This is a genomic window from Natrinema ejinorense (assembly GCF_002494345.1).
Lineage (GTDB): Archaea > Halobacteriota > Halobacteria > Halobacteriales > Natrialbaceae > Natrinema > Natrinema longum.
Genome location: NZ_NXNI01000001.1, coordinates 1,569,110 through 1,589,974 on the forward strand (window position 1 = coordinate 1,569,110; position 20,865 = coordinate 1,589,974).

At 63.5% G+C, this 20,865-nt stretch carries 20 protein-coding genes and 1 tRNA gene; 16 read left to right on the forward strand and 5 right to left on the reverse strand.

The features are described from left to right. Positions 1-78 precede the first annotated feature (78 nt). The 5 genes from CP557_RS07785 to CP557_RS07805 all read left to right on the forward strand — a co-directional run bounded on the left by CP557_RS07785 (position 79) and on the right by CP557_RS07805 (position 5,919). Complete coding sequence (locus tag CP557_RS07785) at positions 79-771, forward strand: metallophosphoesterase family protein (RefSeq protein WP_097381575.1); 693 nt, start codon at positions 79-81, stop codon at positions 769-771. A gap of 18 nt (positions 772-789) precedes the next feature. Further along, positions 790-3,159, forward strand: a complete 2,370-nt coding sequence (gene ppk1 / locus CP557_RS07790) for a polyphosphate kinase 1 (protein ID WP_097379380.1) — start codon at positions 790-792, stop codon at positions 3,157-3,159. 220 nt (positions 3,160-3,379) lie between these two features. Further along, positions 3,380-3,607, forward strand: coding sequence for a DUF7511 domain-containing protein (locus CP557_RS07795; protein ID WP_097379381.1), 228 nt, complete (start codon positions 3,380-3,382; stop codon positions 3,605-3,607). 227 nt (positions 3,608-3,834) lie between these two features. Continuing rightward, positions 3,835-4,830, forward strand: a complete 996-nt coding sequence (locus CP557_RS07800) for a phosphate uptake regulator PhoU (RefSeq protein ID WP_097379382.1) — start codon at positions 3,835-3,837, stop codon at positions 4,828-4,830. Positions 4,831-4,935: 105 nt separating this feature from the next. Continuing rightward, positions 4,936-5,919: an aldo/keto reductase gene (locus CP557_RS07805; protein ID WP_097379383.1), complete on the forward strand. Its 984-nt coding sequence runs from the start codon at positions 4,936-4,938 to the stop codon at positions 5,917-5,919. A 92-nt stretch (positions 5,920-6,011) separates the two neighbouring features. Here CP557_RS07805 and CP557_RS07810 read toward each other — a convergent pair whose 3' ends face one another. From CP557_RS07810 to CP557_RS07820, 3 genes are all read right to left on the reverse strand, one after another. Further along, positions 6,012-6,383, reverse strand: coding sequence for a 30S ribosomal protein S8e (locus tag CP557_RS07810; RefSeq protein ID WP_097379384.1), 372 nt, complete (start codon positions 6,381-6,383; stop codon positions 6,012-6,014). A gap of 275 nt (positions 6,384-6,658) precedes the next feature. Further along, positions 6,659-8,119 (reverse strand): outer membrane protein assembly factor BamB family protein, encoded by a 1,461-nt coding sequence (locus CP557_RS07815; protein ID WP_097379385.1) that lies wholly within the window; start codon positions 8,117-8,119, stop codon positions 6,659-6,661. Positions 8,120-8,123: 4 nt separating this feature from the next. Then, positions 8,124-10,379 carry an NADP-dependent malic enzyme gene (locus CP557_RS07820; RefSeq protein WP_097379386.1) on the reverse strand — a complete coding sequence of 752 codons (2,256 nt, stop codon included), beginning with the start codon at positions 10,377-10,379 and terminating at the stop codon, positions 8,124-8,126. 146 nt (positions 10,380-10,525) lie between these two features. Between CP557_RS07820 and CP557_RS07825 the strand changes: the two genes are divergently transcribed. Beyond that, positions 10,526-10,990, forward strand: a complete 465-nt coding sequence (locus tag CP557_RS07825; protein ID WP_097379387.1) for a phosphopantetheine adenylyltransferase — start codon at positions 10,526-10,528, stop codon at positions 10,988-10,990. 219 nt (positions 10,991-11,209) lie between these two features. On the opposite strand, the gene CP557_RS07830 is transcribed toward CP557_RS07825, so the two are convergent. Next, positions 11,210-11,518, reverse strand: coding sequence for a transcription initiation factor IIB family protein (locus CP557_RS07830; protein WP_097379388.1), 309 nt, complete (start codon positions 11,516-11,518; stop codon positions 11,210-11,212). Positions 11,519-11,757: 239 nt separating this feature from the next. Between CP557_RS07830 and CP557_RS22500 the strand changes: the two genes are divergently transcribed. Both CP557_RS22500 and CP557_RS07835 read left to right on the forward strand, forming a co-directional pair. After that, the gene (locus CP557_RS22500) at positions 11,758-11,931 is read left to right on the forward strand and encodes a hypothetical protein (protein ID WP_169924355.1); all 174 of its coding nucleotides are present in this window, start codon (positions 11,758-11,760) and stop codon (positions 11,929-11,931) included. Positions 11,932-11,977: 46 nt separating this feature from the next. Beyond that, a tRNA-Leu gene (locus CP557_RS07835) sits at positions 11,978-12,062 on the forward strand. 424 nt (positions 12,063-12,486) lie between these two features. Here the strand turns inward: CP557_RS07835 and CP557_RS07840 are convergent. After that, positions 12,487-12,723 (reverse strand): winged helix-turn-helix domain-containing protein, encoded by a 237-nt coding sequence (locus CP557_RS07840; protein ID WP_245852942.1) that lies wholly within the window; start codon positions 12,721-12,723, stop codon positions 12,487-12,489. A gap of 261 nt (positions 12,724-12,984) precedes the next feature. Between CP557_RS07840 and CP557_RS07845 the strand changes: the two genes are divergently transcribed. From CP557_RS07845 to CP557_RS07880, 8 genes are all read left to right on the forward strand, one after another. After that, positions 12,985-13,479 (forward strand): hypothetical protein, encoded by a 495-nt coding sequence (locus tag CP557_RS07845; protein ID WP_097379390.1) that lies wholly within the window; start codon positions 12,985-12,987, stop codon positions 13,477-13,479. 312 nt (positions 13,480-13,791) lie between these two features. Beyond that, entirely contained in the window at positions 13,792-14,604 is an 813-nt protein-coding gene (gene dacZ / locus CP557_RS07850) for a diadenylate cyclase DacZ (RefSeq protein WP_097379391.1), read from the forward strand. A gap of 1 nt (position 14,605) precedes the next feature. Next, a complete protein-coding gene (locus CP557_RS07855; protein WP_097379392.1) occupies positions 14,606-15,373 on the forward strand; it encodes a mechanosensitive ion channel domain-containing protein in 768 nt (255 codons plus the stop codon). A 574-nt stretch (positions 15,374-15,947) separates the two neighbouring features. After that, positions 15,948-17,198 carry an urea ABC transporter substrate-binding protein gene (locus CP557_RS07860; protein WP_097381576.1) on the forward strand — a complete coding sequence of 417 codons (1,251 nt, stop codon included), beginning with the start codon at positions 15,948-15,950 and terminating at the stop codon, positions 17,196-17,198. A 70-nt stretch (positions 17,199-17,268) separates the two neighbouring features. After that, complete coding sequence (urtB, locus tag CP557_RS07865) at positions 17,269-18,171, forward strand: urea ABC transporter, permease protein UrtB (protein WP_097379393.1); 903 nt, start codon at positions 17,269-17,271, stop codon at positions 18,169-18,171. After that, entirely contained in the window at positions 18,168-19,301 is a 1,134-nt protein-coding gene (locus CP557_RS07870; RefSeq protein ID WP_097379394.1) for an ABC transporter permease subunit, read from the forward strand. The genes urtB and CP557_RS07870 overlap by 4 nt, the downstream gene beginning before the upstream one ends. 73 nt (positions 19,302-19,374) lie before the next feature. Further along, positions 19,375-20,151 (forward strand): ABC transporter ATP-binding protein, encoded by a 777-nt coding sequence (locus CP557_RS07875; protein WP_097379395.1) that lies wholly within the window; start codon positions 19,375-19,377, stop codon positions 20,149-20,151. Beyond that, a complete protein-coding gene (locus CP557_RS07880; RefSeq protein ID WP_097379396.1) occupies positions 20,148-20,846 on the forward strand; it encodes an ABC transporter ATP-binding protein in 699 nt (232 codons plus the stop codon). The genes CP557_RS07875 and CP557_RS07880 overlap by 4 nt, the downstream gene beginning before the upstream one ends. Positions 20,847-20,865: the final 19 nt, after the last annotated feature.

Sequence of the window (20,865 nt, forward strand, 5' to 3'; positions counted from 1 at the left end):
TACGCGGGTATATAGCGATCAATTCGGAACATATAAACGACTTATCCGGTCTCGGTGGACGGGTCGAACGGACACGACGTGACGACAACCAACTCCGCGTTCGACGACTCCGTATCGTTCGATCACCGCCACATCGACCTCGATACCCGCGACGACGTCTACGTCATCGGTGACGTCCACGGCTGCCTCGACTCGCTCGAGGCGCTGTTGGACACGTTGGATGTAGGCGCGAACGACCTCGCCGTGTTCGTCGGTGATCTGGTCCGAAAGGGACCTGAGAGCAAGGCCGTCCTCGACCGGGTCAGGCGGTCCTCGCAACTGGTCTCGGTCCGCGGAAACAACGAGCAAAAGCTCCTCGAGGGGGAGGCCTCGCTGCCGGACCTCGACGTGGTCGACTACCAGTATCTGGAGTCGCTGCCGGCGGCGATTTCGTGGGACGGCGGACTCGTCGTCCACGGAGGGATCGATCCGAGCCGTTCGCTGTCGGCACACTCGAACGAAGATGTGTTGACGCTGCGGTCGCCCGACGGCGACGGCTACGACGGCCCGTTCTGGTTCGAGAGCTACGAGGGACCGCCACGGGTCTTTTTCGGCCACACCGTTCTCGCGGATCCGATCGAACGGGAGTGGGCAGTGGGGCTGGATACCGGCTGTGTCTACGGTGGGAAGCTGACTGCCTACGACGTCCGCCGCGGAGAAGCCATCAGCGTGGTTGGAACGAGCCACGTCGAGCGGTCGTCCGAGAAAATCGTCACGACCGATAGCGAGTGAGATGCGGGGGATTTCGGGATGACCGACCGAGATACGACGGAAAGCGACGAACGAGACATGACGGAGAGGGACGAACGAGACACGACGAACGATCAGCCGCCCGACGAGACGGTAACCACCGATTCGGCGTTCGCGTTTCGATCGCTGCTCGAAGCGAACGACGAGACATCGGACTCGAACGACGCCGCTCGGGCAACGGAAACCGTGGCGCTCGAGCGCGCCGACACGACCGCCGAAACGGGCTCGGCAACGGATCCAGACCGGGATACGTTACCGGTTCCCGCGTCCGTGGAGGACCGGGCGACACGCTCGAGCGTCGATCTCTCGGACCCGTCCTACTATCTGAACCGCGAACTCAGCGAACTCGCCTTCCAGCGTCGCGTCCTCCACGAGGTCCTCGATGCGGACAATCCGCTGTTAGAGCGAGTGAAGTTCCTCGCGATCGTCACGAAGAACCTCGACGAGTTCTTCCGCAAGCGTATTGGGGGACTGAAACAACAGATCGCGGCCGGCATCACGGAAGAGACGCCGGATGGACGAACGCCCGAGGAACAGTGGGCGGCCGCCCTCGAGGAGGCCCGGCCGTTGTTCGAGCGCCAGACCGCGTGTTACCGCGAGGAGATCCGCCCGGCGCTGGCCGACGAGGGAATTCGAATCCTCGACTACGACGACTTCACGGTCGACGAACGCCAGCAGTTGCGCGAGTACTTCGAGAGTTCCGTCCTGCCGACCCTGACTCCGCTGACGTTCGATCCGGCCCATCCGTTCCCGTTTATCTCGAATCAGAGCCTCTCACTCGCCGTGTTGACGCGGGGACGGCCCGGCGACGAGTTGACCTTCTCCCGGGTGAAAATCCCGCGGAATCAGCTCCGATTCGTCCAGGTCGGCGACGACACGCGGTACGTCCTCCTGGAGGACATCGTCCGGGCGAACCTCGATCTGCTCTTCCCCGACGTCGAGGTAGTCGACACCGCTCTCTTCCGGGTGACGCGCAACGCGGAGGTCAGACGCGACGAGGAGGTCGCCGAGGACCTGATCGAGATGATCGAGGAGGTCATCGAGGAACGACGCTTCGCCACCGCTGTCCGGCTCGAGATCGAGCGCGACGCGCCCGAAACGATCCGCGACATCCTCACGCGCGAACTCGATCTCGAACCGCGGGAGGTGTTTCACCTCGACGGCCCGCTGGATTACCGCGACTTCGCCGACCTGACCGACCTCGAGCGCCCCGACCTGAAACTCACCGAGTGGTCACCACAGCCCCATCCGCGACTGGGTCGATCCGAGGACGCGACGAACGTCTTCGACGCGATCAGCGACGGCGACGTGCTCGTTCACCACCCCTACCACTCCTTCGAGGGGACCGTTCAACGGTTTCTCGAGACGGCGGCCAACGACCCCGACGTGCTCGCGATCAAGGCCGCGATCTACCGAACGGCGAGTGACTCACAGATCATCGAGAGTCTGATCGAGGCCGCCCGCAACGGCAAGCAGGTCGCCGTCATGGTCGAACTCAAGGCTCGCTTCGACGAAGAGAACAACCTCGAGTGGGCGAAGAAACTCGAGGAAGAAGGAATCCACGTCGCCTACGGGACGATCGGCTACAAGACGCACACGAAGACCTCGCTGGTCGTCCGCGAGGAGGACGACGGCGTTCGGCTCTATTCGCACGTCGGAACCGGCAACTACCATTCCGAGACCGCCAAGCGGTACGAGGATCTGGGGCTGTTGACGGCCGATCGGGATATCGGGCAGGACCTCGTCAGACTGTTCAACTACTTCACCGGCCACTCGATGCATCGAGACTACCGAGAACTCCTCATCGCGCCGGGGAACATGCGAGATCGCTTCGTCGCCCTCATCCGAGCCGAAACCGAACGCGCACGCGACGGCGAGGACGCCCACATCGTCGCCAAGATGAATCGGTTGGAGGATCCGGAAATCGTCCGGGAGCTCTACAAGGCGTCGATGGCCGGCGTCGACATCGACCTGATCGTCCGGGACATCTGTCGGCTCCGCCCCGGACTCGAGGGCGTCAGCGACACGGTCGACGTCTACAGCGTCGTCGGTCGCTTCCTCGAGCATTCGCGTATCTTTCACTTCCACGCGGGCGGCGACGAGCGCTACTACATCGGCTCTGCCGACTGGATGACCCGAAACCTCGATAACCGGGTCGAGGCGGTCGCGCCGATCGAGGATCCCCGCCTCCAGCGTCGACTCGAAGCCATCCTCGAGACGCTGCTCTCGGACGATCGGAACAGGTGGGTGATGCGATCGGATGGGACCTACGATCGGTGTCAGCCCGCGGACGATGGTCCGACCACGAACGTCCACGAGACGTGTATGCGATCCGCGGTAGACGATGCGCAGCGGGACACCCGGCAGTAGCGGGCGCACTCGCGAAACGGGGCCTGCTTGGGCCGCCCTCTCCCGTCCCGTCGACTGCCCAGCCAAGGGACGGGAACCGGTCTCTCGACGAACGGAACACCGTTTATCCGCGACGGCACCGTTACGGAGCCGATATAATTCGTATTGACCACTCAATATACCAATTACCAGTCGCTTTGTATGTGCCGTGAGTACCCGTCCCTACGGACCTCACAAACCCATGAACGGATCCACCGGCGGTTACGGCGATCGATCACCCCGACAGCGATTAGCTACGGCAACGCGGTACTCGACGGACGACCTCGACCTCGAGTCGATCGTCGTCCGGCACGAGCACCGGCCCGACCGATGGACGATCACGCCGCGTGAGTGCCCCGAGGCAAAGCAAGTGACGACCTGGTTGTCAGCGGATGCAGATGCTGTCGTCGACCTCGAAGAGTGCCGGTAACGTGGTGTCTCGAGGGTGTCTGGGCCGTCCGATTCGGTGGCCGCTCGACTGGTCCCGGCCCAGTGTCAGGAATAAATAGTACTATATATGTTTCTTGATGTCGCAGTACGTATACCGACCGATAGTTAGTAAAACCCCATCTTCACGGCCACTTCGGCCCCAAATCGGAACTCTGAACGACTCTATAGACTGGTGGATTTATATTGTATTAGTTGGAAAGCCATCCTATGGAGACGCGAAAGGTTCAGGTCACGGGCGGATCGACGTTCACCGTCTCGTTGCCGAAGACCTGGGCGACCGACAACGACGTCAGCAGCGGAACCACAGTCGAATTTTATCCCGAAGGGGACGAACTCCTCCTGACGCCCGAACGCGAGAACCGTCGCCAGGAAGGGACGCTGGATGTCTCCGGACTCGAGGACGAAGAACTGATGCGAGCAGTGATGACGATGTACGTCAGCGGCTTCGACGTCATTTCCCTCGAGGCCGGCCGGATTACGACCGACCAACGGAGCGCGATCCGCGACGCGACCCAGCGGCTCGTCGGCGTCGAAGTGCTCGAGGAGACCGCCGACAGCGTGGTCATTCAGGACTTGCTCGACTCCTCGGAGCTGTCGATCGTCAACGCCGTCACGCGGATGCGCTTGATCGCCCAATCGATGCTCGAGGACGCGGTCACCGCGCTGATCGAAAACGACGACGCGATCGCTGAAGACGTGATCGAGCGCGACGACGACGTCGACCGGCTCTGGCTCGTCGTCTCGCGGATCTTCCGTGCGACGCTGCGCTCGCCCCGTGCAGTCGAGGAACTCGGCGTCTCCCGCGAGGACTGCTTCGACTATCACTCCAGTGCCCGCCAGCTCGAGCGGATCGCCGACCACGCGGTCAAGATCAGCGACATCTCGCTCAAGCTCAAGGACCTCCCTACCGACGTAGCCGATGCCATCCACGGACTCCACGCCGAAGCCGCGACGGTCTTCGAGGGATCGATGGACGCGCTGTTCGCCGAGGAGGCCACAGACGCCACCCGTCTCGGCCACGAGGCACTCGCCGGCGTCGTCGACATCGACGAACACACCCGGCGAATCGACGATATGCTCCGCGACCTCGAGCCCGCCCAGGCCCAATCGCTCGGACTGATCGTCGACTCGCTGTCCAGAAGCGCCGACTACGGCGGCAACATCGCCGAGACGGCGCTTCAGAAGGCGGCACCGCGTCCCTGAACGCTTCCCAGACCCGAAATCCGCTGCTTCGGCTCCTTTTCGTCCTATTAGTCCTCGAGGAACTCCGTGGTGGCTTTACTCCGATCCGGAACGAAGGACAACGGCATGGAGTACACGCGTCTCGGAGAGACGGGGCTCGAAGTGTCCCGGCTCTGTCTCGGCTGTATGAACTTCGGAACCGGCCAGCCGTGGATGGTCCACGACCGCGAGCAGTCCCGTGCGGTGATCGACCGCGCGCTCGAACTCGGGATCAACTTCTTCGATACGGCCAACGTCTACTCCCACGGCGAGAGCGAGGAGATCCTCGGCAGTGCCCTCGCCGATGCGGACCGCAGCCGGGCGGAACTCGTCGTCGCGACGAAGGTGTACGGTCGGATGCACGAGGGACCCAACGGCGAGGGACTCTCTCGCAAACACGTCCTCGAGCAGGCCGACGCGAGCCTCGAGCGGTTGGGAACCGACTACATCGACCTCTACCAGATCCACCGCTGGGACGACGGGACGCCCATCGAGGAGACGCTCTCGGCGCTCGACCGCCTCGTCGACGACGGCCGGGTCCGCTACGTCGGCGCAAGCACGATGCCGGCCTGGAAGCTGATGAAGGCACTGTCCCGAGCCGACGTCGGCAATCACGAGCGCTTCGTCTCGATGCAGTGTGAGTACAACCTCGTCGACCGACACGAGGAAGCGAACGCGTTGCCGCTGTGTGCCGACCAGGACATCGGGGTCGTGCCGTGGTCGCCGCTGGCCGGCGGCTTCCTGACTGGCAAATACGAGCGCGACGAGGATCCCGACTCGGGCCGGGCCGCGACGGACGAATTCATGGCCAAGCGATTCACCGACGAGAACTGGGCCGTCCTCGAGCGGGTCCGCGATATCGCCGACGCCCACGACGCGACGCCGGCGCAGGTGGCACTCGCCTGGCTGCTCCACAACGACATCGTCGACGCACCCATCGTCGGCCCGCGGACGATCGAGCACCTCGAGGACGACGCCGGGGCGCTCGCGGTCGATCTCAGTGACGGGGAACTCGAGCGGCTGGCGGACCCGATTACGCCCGTCTGGAACCCCGCTATCGGGGACGTGTGATGCGACGTGACGAGCGGGCTGTGGCGACAGGGACAGTACTCGCTATCGGACGAGGCTGTCACGAGTCGCGATACCTCGAAAATCAGTCCGCGTTAGTCGAGGAGAACGGCGTTGACCTGACCGGTCTGTCCGGGACGGGAGGTGACGCGAGCGCGACCTTCGCTCGTCTCGATGACGGCACCCTTCGTGATGATGTTCCGGCGGATGTAGTTCGGGTTGGCGTCGTTCTCGACGACGTCCTCGATCTCCGCGGAGACCGTCTCGTCGCCCTTGTTGACGCTCGCGACGTCCGTTGCGAGTGCGCGGGTCTTCGTGACGTTCCCGCGAGCGTCGACGGTCCGGAATCGCTGTTCGCCGACCTCAGTCTCGGTCGGGAGTCGACCGAGTTCGTCCTTGCGGCGCTTTCGAACGTTCTTCAGCCGACCACCGGTTCGCTTGCGCGTAGAGCGTCCCTGATCTTGCATACCCGATCACAATCCGGGCGTATACTTGAATGCACTGCTACGAAATTTCACCCTGCGTTCTGGCGCGCTCGCAACAGGGTCTCCCTGGCGCGCTCGCGCTGTCCCTCGGTAAAATTTCGATCAAAAGCACCGGAAGACGCTTCGCGTCTTCCGAACTCTCGTTCACGAGAACACTCCTTCCTCCGTTCACTCGCTCCTGGTAGTCGCTCCTTCACATCGGTCGTCGGCCCGCTCGCTCCCGCCGGTCGCTCGCGGTTACTGACAGTGGACCGCACTCATTCGTCCGGAACCAGACAGTACGCATGGCCGGGCTCCTCGAGAACCGTCTCCTCGTCGTCGTCGTAGTAGTTCGAGACGACGCCGCGCTCGGCGTAATAGATGCGGTCGCCTCGCGGGATCGCACCGCTGGTGACGTGACCGCGGTTTTCGACCCGCCAGCGTCGCTCGCCGGTGTCCCGTTCGAGGGCGTACAGATGCGTGTCGTAGGAGCCGACGAGGATCGATTCGGCAGTTGCCGTTATCGACCCGATGACGCGACCGCCGACGTCCGCCGACCACAGCTCGTCGCCCGTTTCGGTATCCAGTGCGTACACGTGGTGATCGTCGCTTCCGACGTAGACGACTCCCTGATCCGGATCGATCGCCGGGTTCGACATGTTAACTCGGCCAGTCTCGAAGGACCACTCCTCGCTTCCGTCCGCGAGGTCGAGTCGGTAGTAGCGCCCGTCCCAGGAGCCGACGAACGCAGCCCCGTCGTAGGTCGGAATCGTGCCCTTGATCTGGGCACCGAGATTGAACCGGCCGCCGGCCTTCGATTTGCCGTCGGGGCCGCCCTCGCCGCCGGCCTGGAACGACCAGGCAAGCTCGAGCGAGGGGAACTCCCAGCAATAGACCACGCCGTCGTTCGACCCGGTGACGAGCCGGCCGGCCTCGCAGTCGATCGCGGGCGAGGGATGGGGCATCCCCCAGAGGCGGTCGTCGCTCCAGGTCGGGGTGCCGGTCGCGGCATCGAGTTCCCAGAGAGCGCCGCTGTCCGGGTTGCTGTACTCCGCGAGGAGGTACAGAGTGCCGTCGATGTAGGCTGGACTCGAGCCGATCGCGATCGCGCCGCCGAACTCGCGTGCGGCCGTTCGCCAGATCACCTCGCCGGAGTCGATGTCGATGGCGTAGCAATCGCCGTCGTAGCCGCCGATATAGGCCGTGCCGTCGACGATCGCCGGCGTGCCGTGAAAGCCGAGGCTTCTGGACGCGCCGGTGTCGAGTTGCCAGCGACGCTCGCCGGTCGGGGTGTAGGCATCGATTCGCCCGGTGTCGCTCGCGATCAGGATCGTCTCGCCGTCCGGCGTCGGCCGAGGCGTCGACTTGGCAGCAGTGTGACCGATCTCGTTAGTCGGTATCGACCAGTCGACGCGAACGGCGGACGGAACGGTTTCGTCGGGATAGTATCCGTACCGGCGCAGACCGCGACGGAACATCGATATGTCGTCGTCCGCCGGAAGCGGGACGTAGCCGTCTTCGCGTTCCGCAGCGGCAGCGACGGCTGAACAGTCCGGGGGCGACCGGTACGCTCGCCCGACACAGCCTGCGAGGCCGACGGTTCCAACAGTCGCCCCGATAGAGAGCAGCTGCCGCCGGGAGATCGGCGTCTCACCGGCTTCGCGGCCGTTCCGAGCGGCGGCAGCCGTCCCCGAGGCTCGACCGGAGTCGGTCTCCCGACGGGCAGCGTCCTCGTTCACGTGTTTACTCCTGTTGGGCGTCGACGACCGCAACGCCGGCCAGGTTCACGATGTCCTTGACCTCGTCGCCCCGCTGGAGGACGTGGACCGGCTTGTCCATCCCGACCAGCATCGGGCCGATGGCGTCCGCGCCGCCGAGTCGCTGGAGCAGCTTGTAGCCGATGTTGCCCGACTCGAGGTTCGGGAAGACCAGCACGTTCGCGGGTTCATCGAGTTCGGAGAAGCCGTAGGTTCCCTCGAGGATGTCCTCGACGACGGCGGTGTCGGCCTGCATCTCGCCGTCGACCGTGAAGTCGACCTCGGGGTCGTCCTGCAGCATCGACGCTGCCTTGCGGGGTTTCCGGGTCCCTTCGTTGTTGACGCTGCCGAAGTTCGAGTAGGAAAGCAAGGCGGCGCGCGGTTCAATGTTGAACCGGCGTGCGAGCTTCCCCGTCTGCTTGGTGACCTCGGCGAGGACTTCCTCGTCGGGGGCCTGATTGACCGTCGCGTCGGCGACGAAGATCACGCGGTTCTTGAACGTCAGCATGTAGACGCCCGCAGCGTAGTCGACGTCCTCGTCGGTGCCGATGACCTGCAGCGGCGGTCGGAGCGCCGACGGATAGTGATGGGAGAGCCCCGTCAGGAGTGCGTCGGCGTCGCCCTGTTCGACCATCACGCTCCCGAAGTAGTTCGAATCGCGTTCGATGAGTTCGCCGGCTTCGCTGCGCGTAATCCCCTTGCGTGCGCGGAGTTCGTGGAGCCGTTCGGCGTACTCCTCGTAGTCGCCGACGGTCGGATCGGCGACCGTCGGATCGAAGTCCAGCCCGAGATTTGCGGCCGTCGCCCTGATCTCGTCCTCGTCGCCGATCAACACCGGCAGAGCGATTCCCTGTTCCTGGATCTGGTAGGCCGCGCGGATCATCTTCTCGTTTTCTCCCTCCGCCAGCGCGACCGTCTTGGGATCGCTCTTCGCCTTGTTGAGGACGACCCGCATCATCTCGCGCGATTTCCCGAGGCGGGCCTCGAGTTCCTCCTCGTAGGCCTCGAGGTCGATCTCGGTGCGAGCCGCACCGGACTCCATCGCGGCCTCGGCGATCGCCGGTGCCACGCGGAAGAGCACGCGGGGGTCGACGGGCTTTGGAATGATGTAGTCGGGACCGTACTGGATCGGATCGTCGCCGTAGGCCTTGACGACCGCGTCGGGGACGTCCTGGCGAGCCAGTTCGGCCAGCGCCTCGGCACAGGCGACCTTCATGTCCTCGTTGATCTCGGTGGCGCGCACGTCGAGTGCGCCACGGAAGATGAAGGGGAACCCGAGCACGTTGTTGACCTGATTGGGGTAATCCGAGCGGCCGGTCGCCATGATGACGGTGTCGTCGCGGGCCTCCTTGGCGTCCTCGTAGGCGATCTCCGGATCGGGATTGGCCATCGCGAAGACGATCGGATTCGAGCCCATCGACTGCACCATTTCCTGGGAGACGATGCCGCCGATCGAGAGGCCGACGAAGACGTCTGCACCCTCCATCGCGTCCGCGAGGCCGCCCTCGGGCACGTCGCGGGCGAACTGCTGTTTGTATTCGTTGACGTCGCCCGCCGCCGCGCGCTCCTCGGTGATGATCCCCGAGGAGTCACACATCGTGATGTTCTCCTTCTTGCAACCCAGCGAGACGTAAAACCGCGCCGTCGCGATGGCGCTTGCGCCCGCGCCAGAGAAGGTGATCTCGAGTTCCTCGAGGCTCTTTCCGGCGATGTCGGCCGCGTTGAGCAATGCAGCGCCGGAGATGATCGCGGTGCCGTGTTGATCGTCGTGGAAGACCGGGATATCGATCTCCTCGCGCAGGCGTTCCTCGACGGTGAAACAGCCGGGGGCTTTGATGTCCTCTAAGTTGATCCCGCCGAAGGTCGGCTCCATCATCTTGATGGCCTCGACGAGTCTGTCGGGGTCGGAATCGTCTAGTTCGATGTCGAAGACGTCGATGTCGGCAAAGCGCTTGAACAGGACACCCTTCCCTTCCATGACGGGTTTCGACGCCTGCGCGCCGATGTCCCCGAGCCCCAGCACGGCCGAGCCGTTCGAGACGACGCCGACGAGGTTCCCCTTCGCCGTGTAGCTGTAGGCATCCGTTTCGTCCTCGTCGATCTCGAGACACGGCGCGGCGACGCCCGGCGAGTAGGCGAGCGAGAGGTCACGCTGCGTATTCGTCGGTTTCGTGGTCGATATTTCGATCTTTCCCGGTGGATCGGTCCGGTGGTACTCCAGTGCGTCCTCGTCTAGTCCCATACCGGGGACACTGCAGGGGAGTACTAAAAACAATGCGAAGGGGAGTTTCGACAGCTGTCGTAAACGGTCCCGAACCAACCACCCCGTTCGTCGCGAAAATACGTCGATTCGACCGTTTTATACGCACCGCGGGAGTGACCTGTGATATGGACGTCGCGCTTGGTGGGACCTTCGACCCCGTTCATGACGGCCATCGACGGCTGTTCGAACGGGCGTTCGAACTCGGGGACGTGACGGTCGGGCTGACCAGCGACGAGCTCGCACCGAAGACGCGAGACGTCGACCGGAACGTCCGCTCGTACGAGGAACGGAAACAGGATCTCGCGGCCGAACTCGAGTCGATCGCCGCCGACTACGACCGCGAGTTCGACATTCGGATGCTCGAAGCGCCGACGGGGATCGCGACCGAACCGCAGTTCGAGTATCTCGTCGTCTCGCCGGAAACCCGCGAGGGCGGCGCACGAATCAACGAGATCCGCCGCGAACGCGGCCACGACCCCCTGGAAGTGGTCGTCGTTCCCCACGTCCTCGCCGACGACGGCGATATCATCTCGAGTACGCGGATCGTCGCGGGGGAGATCGACGAACACGGTGCCGTCGTCGACGACTGAGACGGAGTATCACCGAGTTACGACACGGTCGGTTGCCCAGCGCGAATCGCAACGACGCCGGTACTGACGGCGAAGGCGAATTCCGCCCCTCTCCTGTCGGTCTGTCTGTCGGGACAACGCCACAGCCGCGGCACCTCACACGAGGTGTAGCGGCTGACGGCGACGGTATCGGGACCCATGCCGTCAGTGGGGCGGTGACCGGTCACCTGTAGGAGTCCGTTACCAGCGGGGCGGCTCGAGTCCGGCCGACTCGAGGAGGTCCTTCCAGCGCGACTGGATCGAGAGTCGAGAGACGTCGGCGGCGTCGGCGACTGCGCCCTGCGTCCGGCCGTCGCCGGCGACGAGCGACCCCGCGTAGAGGCTGGCTGCAAGGACCGCTCGTTTCGAGCGATCGGACGCCGGCACGTCGGCGAGGAAGAGGTCGACCGCACACGACCGCGCTTCCGTCGATAGCTCCAGGCGCTCGGCGGCGGTCTCGAGTTCCTCGAGCCACGGTTCGTACTCGATGCGATCACGGGCGCTGTGCATGCCCCTGCATATCGGTTCGGTCGGCATAAAGCTCCGGTCCACGAGCAAGGCGGTGTTCGCCAGGCCCGTTGCCACGACCGTTCGCCGATCGGCTTTTCCAGATCGACCGCTACTCGAGTATCAGTCCGTGAGAGTCCCGATTTCGGTCGGGTTTTCTGTCCGAATACGAGACGACTACTAAACCGCGTACCGACTCGAGTATCGAGCCACCGGGCGGTCGGTATGATTCGGGCCCCGATATGCAAGCGCCAACCTGTAAACTCGTCTGTACCGGCTGTGGGCTCGAGATGCCCTATCGGGAGCGGTGGCTGGCCGAACAGGCCGCGGAGTTGCATCAGCTTCGAGATCCCGAGCACGTCACGCACATCGTCCCGCCGGACTGGTCGCCGGAGGAACCGGTCACGCACGGGTAACGTGGACCGACAGGTACTTACTCGATTCGCGAAAACTCGGTGGTGAGCGCGGGTAGCCAAGCCAGGCCAACGGCGCAGCGCTTAGGACGCTGTCCCGTAGGGGTCCGCCGGTTCGAATCCGGTCCCGCGCATGGCTGTCGCGAGCAAACTCGCGAGCGACAGCGATCGTCGACCGGTTCGAACCCTGCAAGGAACGCGCAGCGACCAGCGGGAGCGAGCATTTCTTGCTTCGGTTCGAATCCGGTCCCGCGCATTGTCTGCGAATCGTAGACTCGCAGGCCAGCAAATCTCTGATTTGCGCTGCTGTCGCGAGCAAACTCGCGAGCAACAGCAATCGTCGACCGATTCGAACCCCGGAAGTCGCAGCGCTCGAGCAAAGCGAGAGCGACCGTCTTCCGTCGGTTCGAATCCGGTCCCGCGCAGGCCACGCCTCACGGACAGCGTGGGCCGCCACAGTGTGAGACTCGGTTGCAGCGAGACGGTATTCCGCTGGCAAGAGAAGGGATTCCGAAACCCACTCCGGCGTCGCCGTGTCCCCAGTGACAATAGACCGCCTCAGTCGTCCTGAACGAGCGAACTCGCGTCGAACTCCCCCTCGAGATACGATTTCCCCTCGTCGGTGATCACGTAGAAGCCTCGAGACGGCCGCTCGAGCAGGCCATACGACACGAGTTTGCGACAGCGGACGCCGATATAATTGTTGTTCCGATCGAGCGCATCCGCGATTACTTTCGGAGTGCCGGCCTGGTTCGATCCGAGGTACTCGAGGATTTCGTCATCTGCCCGCGTCATCCACTCGGCACGCTTTCGCATTGGAAGAACTATGCTAAGCAGTGATTCATGAATGTCCGTAGAAACATTGCTATAGAGATTGTAAAAATCTAGATTGAGAGCTACAAAATCTCATTTACATCGTAAAGCATAGTTTTATGTTGGATTAGAAAACAATATGGAGATGCGGAAGCCACACTCGGAACGAGACCGTCCGCAAAACGGCAGGGCGGTGCTAGGACAGCGCCCTGCGATGGCTTCCGTAGTCGAGGGACAGAAGCCATGCCACTTGACGATTCGCGGGGGCTTGAATCCCCCGACCGACGAGCTGTATCGACCGATTCGACGCCTCGAGTCCGCACCGACGGCGGTGAGCGACCCGGTGGGTCGCGATCCTCGTCCGACGGGGAGCCCGACGGTGGTGAGCGACCGTCATCGAACGAGGGGGCCGCTGCTGGGGAGGCACCCGCGTCCCGCCTGCGCCTCGAGGCGCTCGATACGATCGACGCCGCGGCGCGAGCCCTGCTGGCGGACGTCCGGCGACTGCAGGGAGGGGACGGACTCGAGGTGGGGACACGACGAGACGTGACTCGGACCCTCCACGAGATCCGGGAGGCTACGGGTCGCGTCGGCCGACTGCTAGAGGGGGACGGAGAGTGTGGGGGTGGCGACGACGGACGAGTATCGGAACTCGCCTATCGCGGGAACGGCGTGCGGTCGGTGCTCGGCCCCGATCTGATCTCGTTCGAACGCGAACACGACGATCGCGACGACTGACGACCGTCTCGCGACCCCAGCGGGGGGACCTCGAAGGCGGAACCGCGACGGCATCCGCCCTCGAGCGTGCTACAGGACCGTCGTCCGCCCTCGTGGGGTCAAACCGGCCCACACGTCGAAACGGGTCGTGCTGTCGACCGGCGGCGCTCGATCACTCGCGGTGAGGGGGTTCCGGGATCGAACGACGAGTGTCGTCGACCAAATGACGACTCGCCGTCAGATAATTGAACCCAGTCGAACGGAGAGAGAAGCGACAGACAAACGTCAGACACTCCATAACGCTTATTCGCGCAGGAACGGGTTGTAGTATCAATGGTCGGGTTAGACGACGTGTTCGGGGATCTCTTTGCGAGTGTCGATTCGGTCGTCCTCTTCTCGCCGAGTGGCTCGTACTACGAACGATTCGCGGCCGTCGACGATCTCGACGTCATCGTCGTCGGCACCGAAAACGCCGTCGGCGCGGAGCCGTTCGTCGAGTTACCGCTCGAGTTCGAGGAGATCACCGATCGGATCCGCTTCGGCCTCGAGGGGGCGCTCGAACAGGGGGTCATCGAGGACGGCGACACGCTCGCCTGTGCGACGAGCGTCTTCAGCGACGAGATCGATACCGTCTCTCGCGTTCGGGCGGACGCGGAGGCGCAAACGGGGATCTACGACCTGTTCGTCAAATCCCGTGCGGACCCGGAGGTCGTCAAGGCGGTCCTCGAGTTGGCGATCGAACTGGGGAAGAAGGGACAGAAGGGCAAGCCCGTGGGCGCGCTGTTCGTCGTCGGCGACGCGGGCAAGGTGATGAACAAGTCCCGGCCGCTGTCGTACAACCCCTTCGAGAAGTCCCACGTTCACGTCGGCGACCCGATCGTGAACGTCATGCTCAAGGAGTTCTCGCGGCTCGACGGCGCGTTCATCATCTCCGACGCGGGGAAGATCGTCTCCGCGTATCGCTACCTCGAGCCCTCGGCGGAGGGCGTCGACATTCCGAAGGGACTGGGGGCGCGGCACATGGCCGGCGGCGCGATCACGCGGGACACGAACGCGATCGCGATCGTGCTCTCCGAAAGCGACGGGCTCGTTCGCGCGTTCAAGGCCGGCGAGCTCATTCTCGAGGTCGATCCGGAGGCGTACTGATATGGTAGAGTGGCAGCCGCTTCTCAACGAACCGGCCGTCATAGCGGCGGCGGTACTGACGCTTGGCCTGATCGTCGGCTACCTCGTCGGCCGGCTCAACGAGGAGTTACTCTCCGCGTCGGGCGTCCCGGAAGCAGTCGAGGGGACCCCTTTCGAGCGGACCGCCCAGTCGATCGGCACCTCGACGGTCGAGATCGTCGCACGGCTGAGTTCGTGGTTCATCTACGGGATCGCCGTGTTGACCGCGATCCATATCGCACAGTTGCTGGACACCGACGCCTTCTGGCTTCGCATTACCGAGTTCGTTCCCCAACTGTTCATCGCCGTCCTCGTGCTCATTCTTGGCTTCATCGTCGCGGACAAGTCCGAACTGATCGTCAGCGAGTATCTGCGGGGCGTCAAGCTCCCCGAAGTGTCGGTCATCCCGAAGCTGGTCAAGTACTCCGTCCTCTATGTCACCTTCATTATCGCGCTGGGCCAGGTCGGCGTCCACGTGCTGGCGTTGCTGATCTTGCTGACGGTCTACGCCGTCGGCGTCGTGATCGTCGGCACCGTCGCCTTCAAGGACTTCCTCGTCTCGAGCGCGGTGGGGATCTACCTGCTGCTCAACCAGCCCTACGGGATCGGCGACGAGATCCGGATCGGCGACCAGACCGGCATCGTCCAGGAAGTCGATCTGTTCGTCACCAAGATCGAGGACGACTCCGAGGAGTACATCGTGCCGAATCGGAAAGTCTTCGAGGACGGAATCGTCCGAATGCGGGACTGAATTCGCGAATTCGATTCGCGGCGGCTCCCGCTTCCGATCCCCGCAAGAACCGAGCGGAGACTCGAGAAGCCGATCAGCGAACGGTTCGGGTGAGCCGTGCCTGATGCAGTAGTACGTCGAACGCACGTTGCCTCTCGGACCGAACAGTACGTAGTATGACTGTTCACGCGACGGCTCCGCCGCGTCCGGACGGACCAACCATGCGTCGTCAGATATGACGATAAGTGGACGATCTTTTCGAATTTAATCACCTAATAGGGCGATCGGTTCGTAACTCGACGGATCTCAATGCTCGTCCGCAGTACCCCGACTCTCGTCACGACAGCGAGACGGAGAGCGGAGGTTCGCTTCGGTTATTCGTTTGTCCATGTCGCAGAAATATAAGGATACGAATGGAATTACTATCGTATTTCGACATTGGGTTATGTTTGGATGATATGCCGAGAATCCTTATATATCACCTCTGATTGTCGAAGTACTGTAGAAATGACTGGATATTCAGACTCATTCGTGCCGAACTCTGGGACGTTAGTCATATTGAACAATCGGATCTGTAACGGCGGTGACCGTCTCCATGCGTAATGCTTCTCGACGTTCGTTGTTGGCCGCCGGCGCTTCAGGAATCGGTGCCGCTCTAGCCGGCTGTACGGGGTCCGGCAGCTCCAACGGGCCGACCGTCGGTATTCTCGAGGACCGGTCGGGCAATTTCCAGCTCAACGGGACCTCCAAGTGGCAGGCGACGCGACTCGCCATCGAGGAGATCAACGAGGACGGTGGCATCCTCGGTGAGGAGATCCAGATCGAGGATCCCGACCCCCAGTCGGACAACGAGCGCTACCAGGAGCTGACCGAGCAGATGATCCTCGAGCACGAGGTCGACGCCCTGTGGGCCGGGTACTCGAGCGCGACCCGCGAGGCGATCCGGCCGATTATCAACGATTACGACCAGCTGTACTTCTACACGACCCAGTACGAGGGCGGCGTGTGTGACAACACGATCTTCCCCGTCGGCGCGACCGCGCGCCAGCAACTCGGCGTGGTGACGCCGTACATGGCCGAGGAGTACGGCGAGGACATCTACATCATCGCGGCCGACTACAACTTCGGCCAACTGTCGGGCGACTGGGTCAACGTCATCGCCCAGGAGAACGACTACAATATCGTCGGCGAGGAGTACATTCCGCTGAACGAGACCGACTTCTCGTCGGTCATCAACCGGATTCAGTCCGAAGACCCCGACTTCATCATGTCGATGCTGGTCGGTGCCAACCACGAGAATTTCTACGACCAGCGGGATGCCAACGACATGTTGATCCCCATCGGGACCTCCACGACGATGGCGCAGGGGCACGAACACATCCGCTACGAACCCGACGCCCTGACCGACGTCTACGCCGGCGTCAGCTACATGGAGGAACTCGGCGACGAACGCGGTGAGGGCTTCGTCGAGGACTTCTACGACCGGTGGCCCGACGCCAACTACCTCAATCAGGAGGCACAGAACAACTACTTCTCGGTGTACATGTGGCGCGACGCCGTCGAGGAGGCGGGTACCTTCGATCAGGAGGAAGTCATCTCGGTGCTCGAGGAGGGCATGGAAGTCGCTGCTCCCTCGGGGAACATCGAACTCGACGGCGCGACCCACCACATGACGCACAAGATGCGCGTCGCCCACGCCGACGAGAACCACGACATCAGTTTCGACGGCGAACAGTTCATCGAACCGACGTTCCTCCGCGAGGAGGTCGAGGGTGGCGAGGGCTGTGACCTCCGCGAGGAGTCCAAACAGACCCAGTACGAACCCGGAGACGTCTACGACGTGTGATGATGATCGAACACAACGCGATCAGATCCGGCGGTGATCGCTCGTGACCTCGAGCACAGCGGCGGGACCGATGGCGGCGGCCACGGTCTACGACGGACTGTCGCTCCTGTTCCAGTTTCTGAACAATTTCGGATTCCTCGTGTTAGTGACGGTCGGTCTGGCCATCATCTTCGGGATGATGGGTGTCATCAACCTCGCACACGGCGAGTTCATCCTCGTCGGTATCTACGGGACGGCACTGGCCTACCACGCCGGCGCGCCGCTCCCCCTCGCGATGGTCGCGGGCGTCGCGGTGACGACCGTCTTCGGCGTCGTCGTCGAGCGGCTCATCGTCCGGCACCTCTACGACCGGCTGCTGGACTCGATGGTCGCGACCTGGGGGCTCTCCCTGGTGGTCGCACAACTGTTGCTCATCGTCTTCGGGTCCAGCCTCGACAGCATCTCGACGCCGATGGGAAACGTTGCGTACGGACCGTACACCTCGTCGGTCTATCGGAGCGTATTCCTGCCGGCGGCCGCTCTGGTCGTCCTCGGCGGTCTCTACCTCCTGTTTACCCGGACGGAGTTCGGGGTCAAGGCCAGGGCGACCATCGAGGATCCCGAGACGGCGCGTGCAATGGGCGTCGATACCGACCGGATGTACGTCACGACGTTCGCGATCGGGTCGGCGCTCGCGGGACTGACCGGCGCGCTGTACGCACCGGCGATCGGCGCGATCACTCCCGACCGGGGCAGCACCTTCCTCGTCGAGTCGTTCGTCGCCGTCGTGGTCGGCGGCTCGTCGGTCGTCGTCGGAACGCTGTCGGCGTCGACGCTTCTGGGGCTGGTCAACGCGGCGTTCAGCTGGCAGCTCGGCACGTTCGTCGGACTGATGGCGATGTTGCTGGTCGCGATCGTCCTGCTTCGGCTGCTCCCCAACGGCATCTCGGGATACGTCGAGGACTGGCGTGAACGCAGGAGGGCCGACCAATGAGTTCCGACTTCGACTCACGCGAATCGTCCGCGGGGCCGCTCGGTCGGATTCGCGCCCGGTTCGAGGGGCCGAACACGCTCGGCAACTCGACACCGTTCTGGGTCACGTTCGCGCTAGCCGTCGTCGGCCTCGCCGCCTACCCCCAGTTCGTGGGCCTGTACTCGGTCTTGACGTCCACGAAGTACTTCGCGCTGGCGTTTCTGGCGTTGAGCCTGACCCTCGTCTGGGGGTACTGCGGCGTGCTCAGTTTCGGTCAGGTCGCGTTCTTCGGGATCGCCGCCTACGCGTTCGGTGTCATCGGCGTGAACTTCTCGTCGGCGGGCGGAATTACGGCCGCAGTCGTCGGCGCGGTCGTCGCCGGGACGCTGTTTGCGCTGGTGCTGGGATACTTCATGTTCTACGGCGGCGTGAGCGATGTCTACGTTACTATCATCACGCTCGTCGTGGCGCTGGTGTTGAACACGTTCATGGCCCAGACCGCCGGCAGCGAGTGGGCCGTCGGCGAGGCCCAACTCGGCGGGTTCAACGGAATGCCGGACATCCCCGATCTCGTCATCGGTATCGGTGAGACGAACGTCGGGTTCGGCGACATCGTCCCGCTGTACTACGCGCTGTTGGTCTCGCTCGTCATCACCTACCTCGCGTTGCGCGTCCTCGTCAACAGCCGCTTTGGCATGACGATGGTCGCCGTCCGCGAAGACGAACAGCGGACCGCTACCTTCGGCTACGACATCGCGTTCGTGAAACTCGTCGCGTTCACTATCGGCGGTGCGCTCGCGGCCGTCGGCGGCGTCTTCTACGCCGCCTGGGGGAACTACGTCGACCCGACCGTCTTCGGTATCCAGTTCGCCGCGTTGCCCGTGGTATGGGCCAGCGTCGGCGGTCGCGAGTCGCTGCTCGGCACCATCGGCGCGACGCTGGTCATCGAGCGGATGCGAACCGGATTGGCGGAAGGCATCGGCCCAATCGGACCCGAATGGGCGTTCGTCATCATCGGCGGGCTGTTGATCAGTATCATAGTGCTACTGCCATCGGGCGTCGCACCGTCTCTCGACCGGATCGGAAAGCGGTTGCTCGATCGACTCGGAAACCGCTCGTCCAGCCGTCCAACGGAGGAACCAGTGGAATGATCGAAACTCTCATCGACCAGTCGCGAATCGCCGTCGCTACCCACCGACCGCTCGCCGTTGGGGGTGGTCCGTCGTGAGCACACCGAGCGATCCGAACGCCAGAATCAAACCCGCCGTGGCGGCGACGGGTCTCGATCGCGATGCGGTGCTGGCGACGGAGAACCTCACCAAACGCTTCGGCGGATTGACCGCCGTCGATAGCGTCGACTTCACGGTCGCCGAAGGGGAGTTGCGGTGTCTCATCGGCCCCAACGGTGCCGGGAAGAGCACGCTGCTCGAGTTGATCACCGGACAGCTCTCGCCGACCGAGGGGAGCGTTTACTTCGACGGTATCGATCTCACCGACATGCCGTCACACGAACGGATCGACGCGGGCCTCAGCGTGAAGTTCCAGTCGCCCCATATTTACGAGGACCTCAGCGTCGCCCAGAACCTGCAGATCCCGCTCCAGCGAACTGACCGCGCCGACGTCGACTCGGCGACCTGGGAGACCCTTACGGAAGTCGGACTCGCCGACCGGGCCGATACGCCCGCCGGCGACCTCTCGCACGGGCAACAACAGCGCCTCGAGATCGGGATGGCGACGACGCTCGAGCCGACGCTGATGTTGCTCGACGAACCCGTCGCGGGTATGTCGGTCGAGGAGACCGCGAGCGTCGCGGAGTTGATACGGTCGCTCAACGCCGACGGCATGGCCTTCGTCGTCATCGAACACGACATGGAGTTCGTCCGCAAGATCTCCGATCGGGTAACGGTGCTGAACCAGGGGGCGATCTTCCAGCAAGGCTCCATCGAGGAGATCGAGGCGGACGAAGACGTCCAGCGCATCTACCTGGGTGAAGACACATGAGTCTCGAGATGACGACCGTTACCGCCGGCTACGAGGGCACGCCGATCCTCCGTGACGTCAACTGTCGCGTCGCACAAGGCGAAATCGTCGGCGTCATGGGCAAGAACGGCGTCGGCAAGACGACTCTGTTGAAGACGGTGATGGGACTGCTCGAGCCCGATTCCGGCTCGGTTCGGTACCGTGACGCGGACCTCACCGACCGGTCCGCCGACGCGCGTGCCGGCCTCGGTATCGGCTACGTTCCCCAGGGACGAGACGTCTTCCCGGGGTTGACCGTCGAGGAAAACCTCCTGATCGGCGAGAACGTCGGAAGCGGCGACGAGACGCTGTACGACCGCGTCTACGAGTACTTCCCGATCCTCGAGGAGCGGGCCACTCAGGACGCCGAGACGATGAGCGGCGGCCAACAGCAGATGCTTGCGATCGGTCGCGCACTCGTCGGTGACCCCGACTTGCTGCTGGTCGACGAACCCTCCGAGGGCGTCCAGCCCTCGATCGTCCAGTCCATTACCGAAGACCTCGCACGCATCAACGAGGAGCTCGGGACGACGATCCTGTTCGTCGAGCAGAACCTCTCGGTCATCCAGAGCCTGGCGGACCGCTGCTACGCGATGGATAAGGGGCGTATCGTAAACGAACTCGACGACACGGACATCGAGGACCGCGAGAAATTGGCGGAGCATCTCGTGGTGTGATTCCGGACCCCCGAGCGGG

Coding starts and splice junctions, on each gene's coding strand:
- CP557_RS22500 (WP_169924355.1), top strand. CDS start 11,758: ATGCAAGCGCCAACCTGTAAACTCGTCTGTACCGGCTGTGGGCTCGAG.
- dacZ (WP_097379391.1), top strand. CDS start 13,792: ATGGTCGGGTTAGACGACGTGTTCGGGGATCTCTTTGCGAGTGTCGAT.
- CP557_RS07800 (WP_097379382.1), top strand. CDS start 3,835: ATGGAGACGCGAAAGGTTCAGGTCACGGGCGGATCGACGTTCACCGTC.
- CP557_RS07880 (WP_097379396.1), top strand. CDS start 20,148: ATGAGTCTCGAGATGACGACCGTTACCGCCGGCTACGAGGGCACGCCG.
- CP557_RS07845 (WP_097379390.1), top strand. CDS start 12,985: ATGCCACTTGACGATTCGCGGGGGCTTGAATCCCCCGACCGACGAGCT.
- CP557_RS07820 (WP_097379386.1), bottom strand. CDS start 10,379: ATGGGACTAGACGAGGACGCACTGGAGTACCACCGGACCGATCCACCG.
- CP557_RS07795 (WP_097379381.1), top strand. CDS start 3,380: ATGAACGGATCCACCGGCGGTTACGGCGATCGATCACCCCGACAGCGA.
- CP557_RS07805 (WP_097379383.1), top strand. CDS start 4,936: ATGGAGTACACGCGTCTCGGAGAGACGGGGCTCGAAGTGTCCCGGCTC.
- CP557_RS07810 (WP_097379384.1), bottom strand. CDS start 6,383: ATGCAAGATCAGGGACGCTCTACGCGCAAGCGAACCGGTGGTCGGCTG.
- CP557_RS07830 (WP_097379388.1), bottom strand. CDS start 11,518: ATGCACAGCGCCCGTGATCGCATCGAGTACGAACCGTGGCTCGAGGAA.
- ppk1 (WP_097379380.1), top strand. CDS start 790: ATGACCGACCGAGATACGACGGAAAGCGACGAACGAGACATGACGGAG.
- CP557_RS07840 (WP_245852942.1), bottom strand. CDS start 12,723: ATGACGCGGGCAGATGACGAAATCCTCGAGTACCTCGGATCGAACCAG.
- CP557_RS07855 (WP_097379392.1), top strand. CDS start 14,606: ATGGTAGAGTGGCAGCCGCTTCTCAACGAACCGGCCGTCATAGCGGCG.
- urtB (WP_097379393.1), top strand. CDS start 17,269: ATGGCGGCGGCCACGGTCTACGACGGACTGTCGCTCCTGTTCCAGTTT.
- CP557_RS07860 (WP_097381576.1), top strand. CDS start 15,948: ATGCGTAATGCTTCTCGACGTTCGTTGTTGGCCGCCGGCGCTTCAGGA.
- CP557_RS07825 (WP_097379387.1), top strand. CDS start 10,526: ATGGACGTCGCGCTTGGTGGGACCTTCGACCCCGTTCATGACGGCCAT.
- CP557_RS07870 (WP_097379394.1), top strand. CDS start 18,168: ATGAGTTCCGACTTCGACTCACGCGAATCGTCCGCGGGGCCGCTCGGT.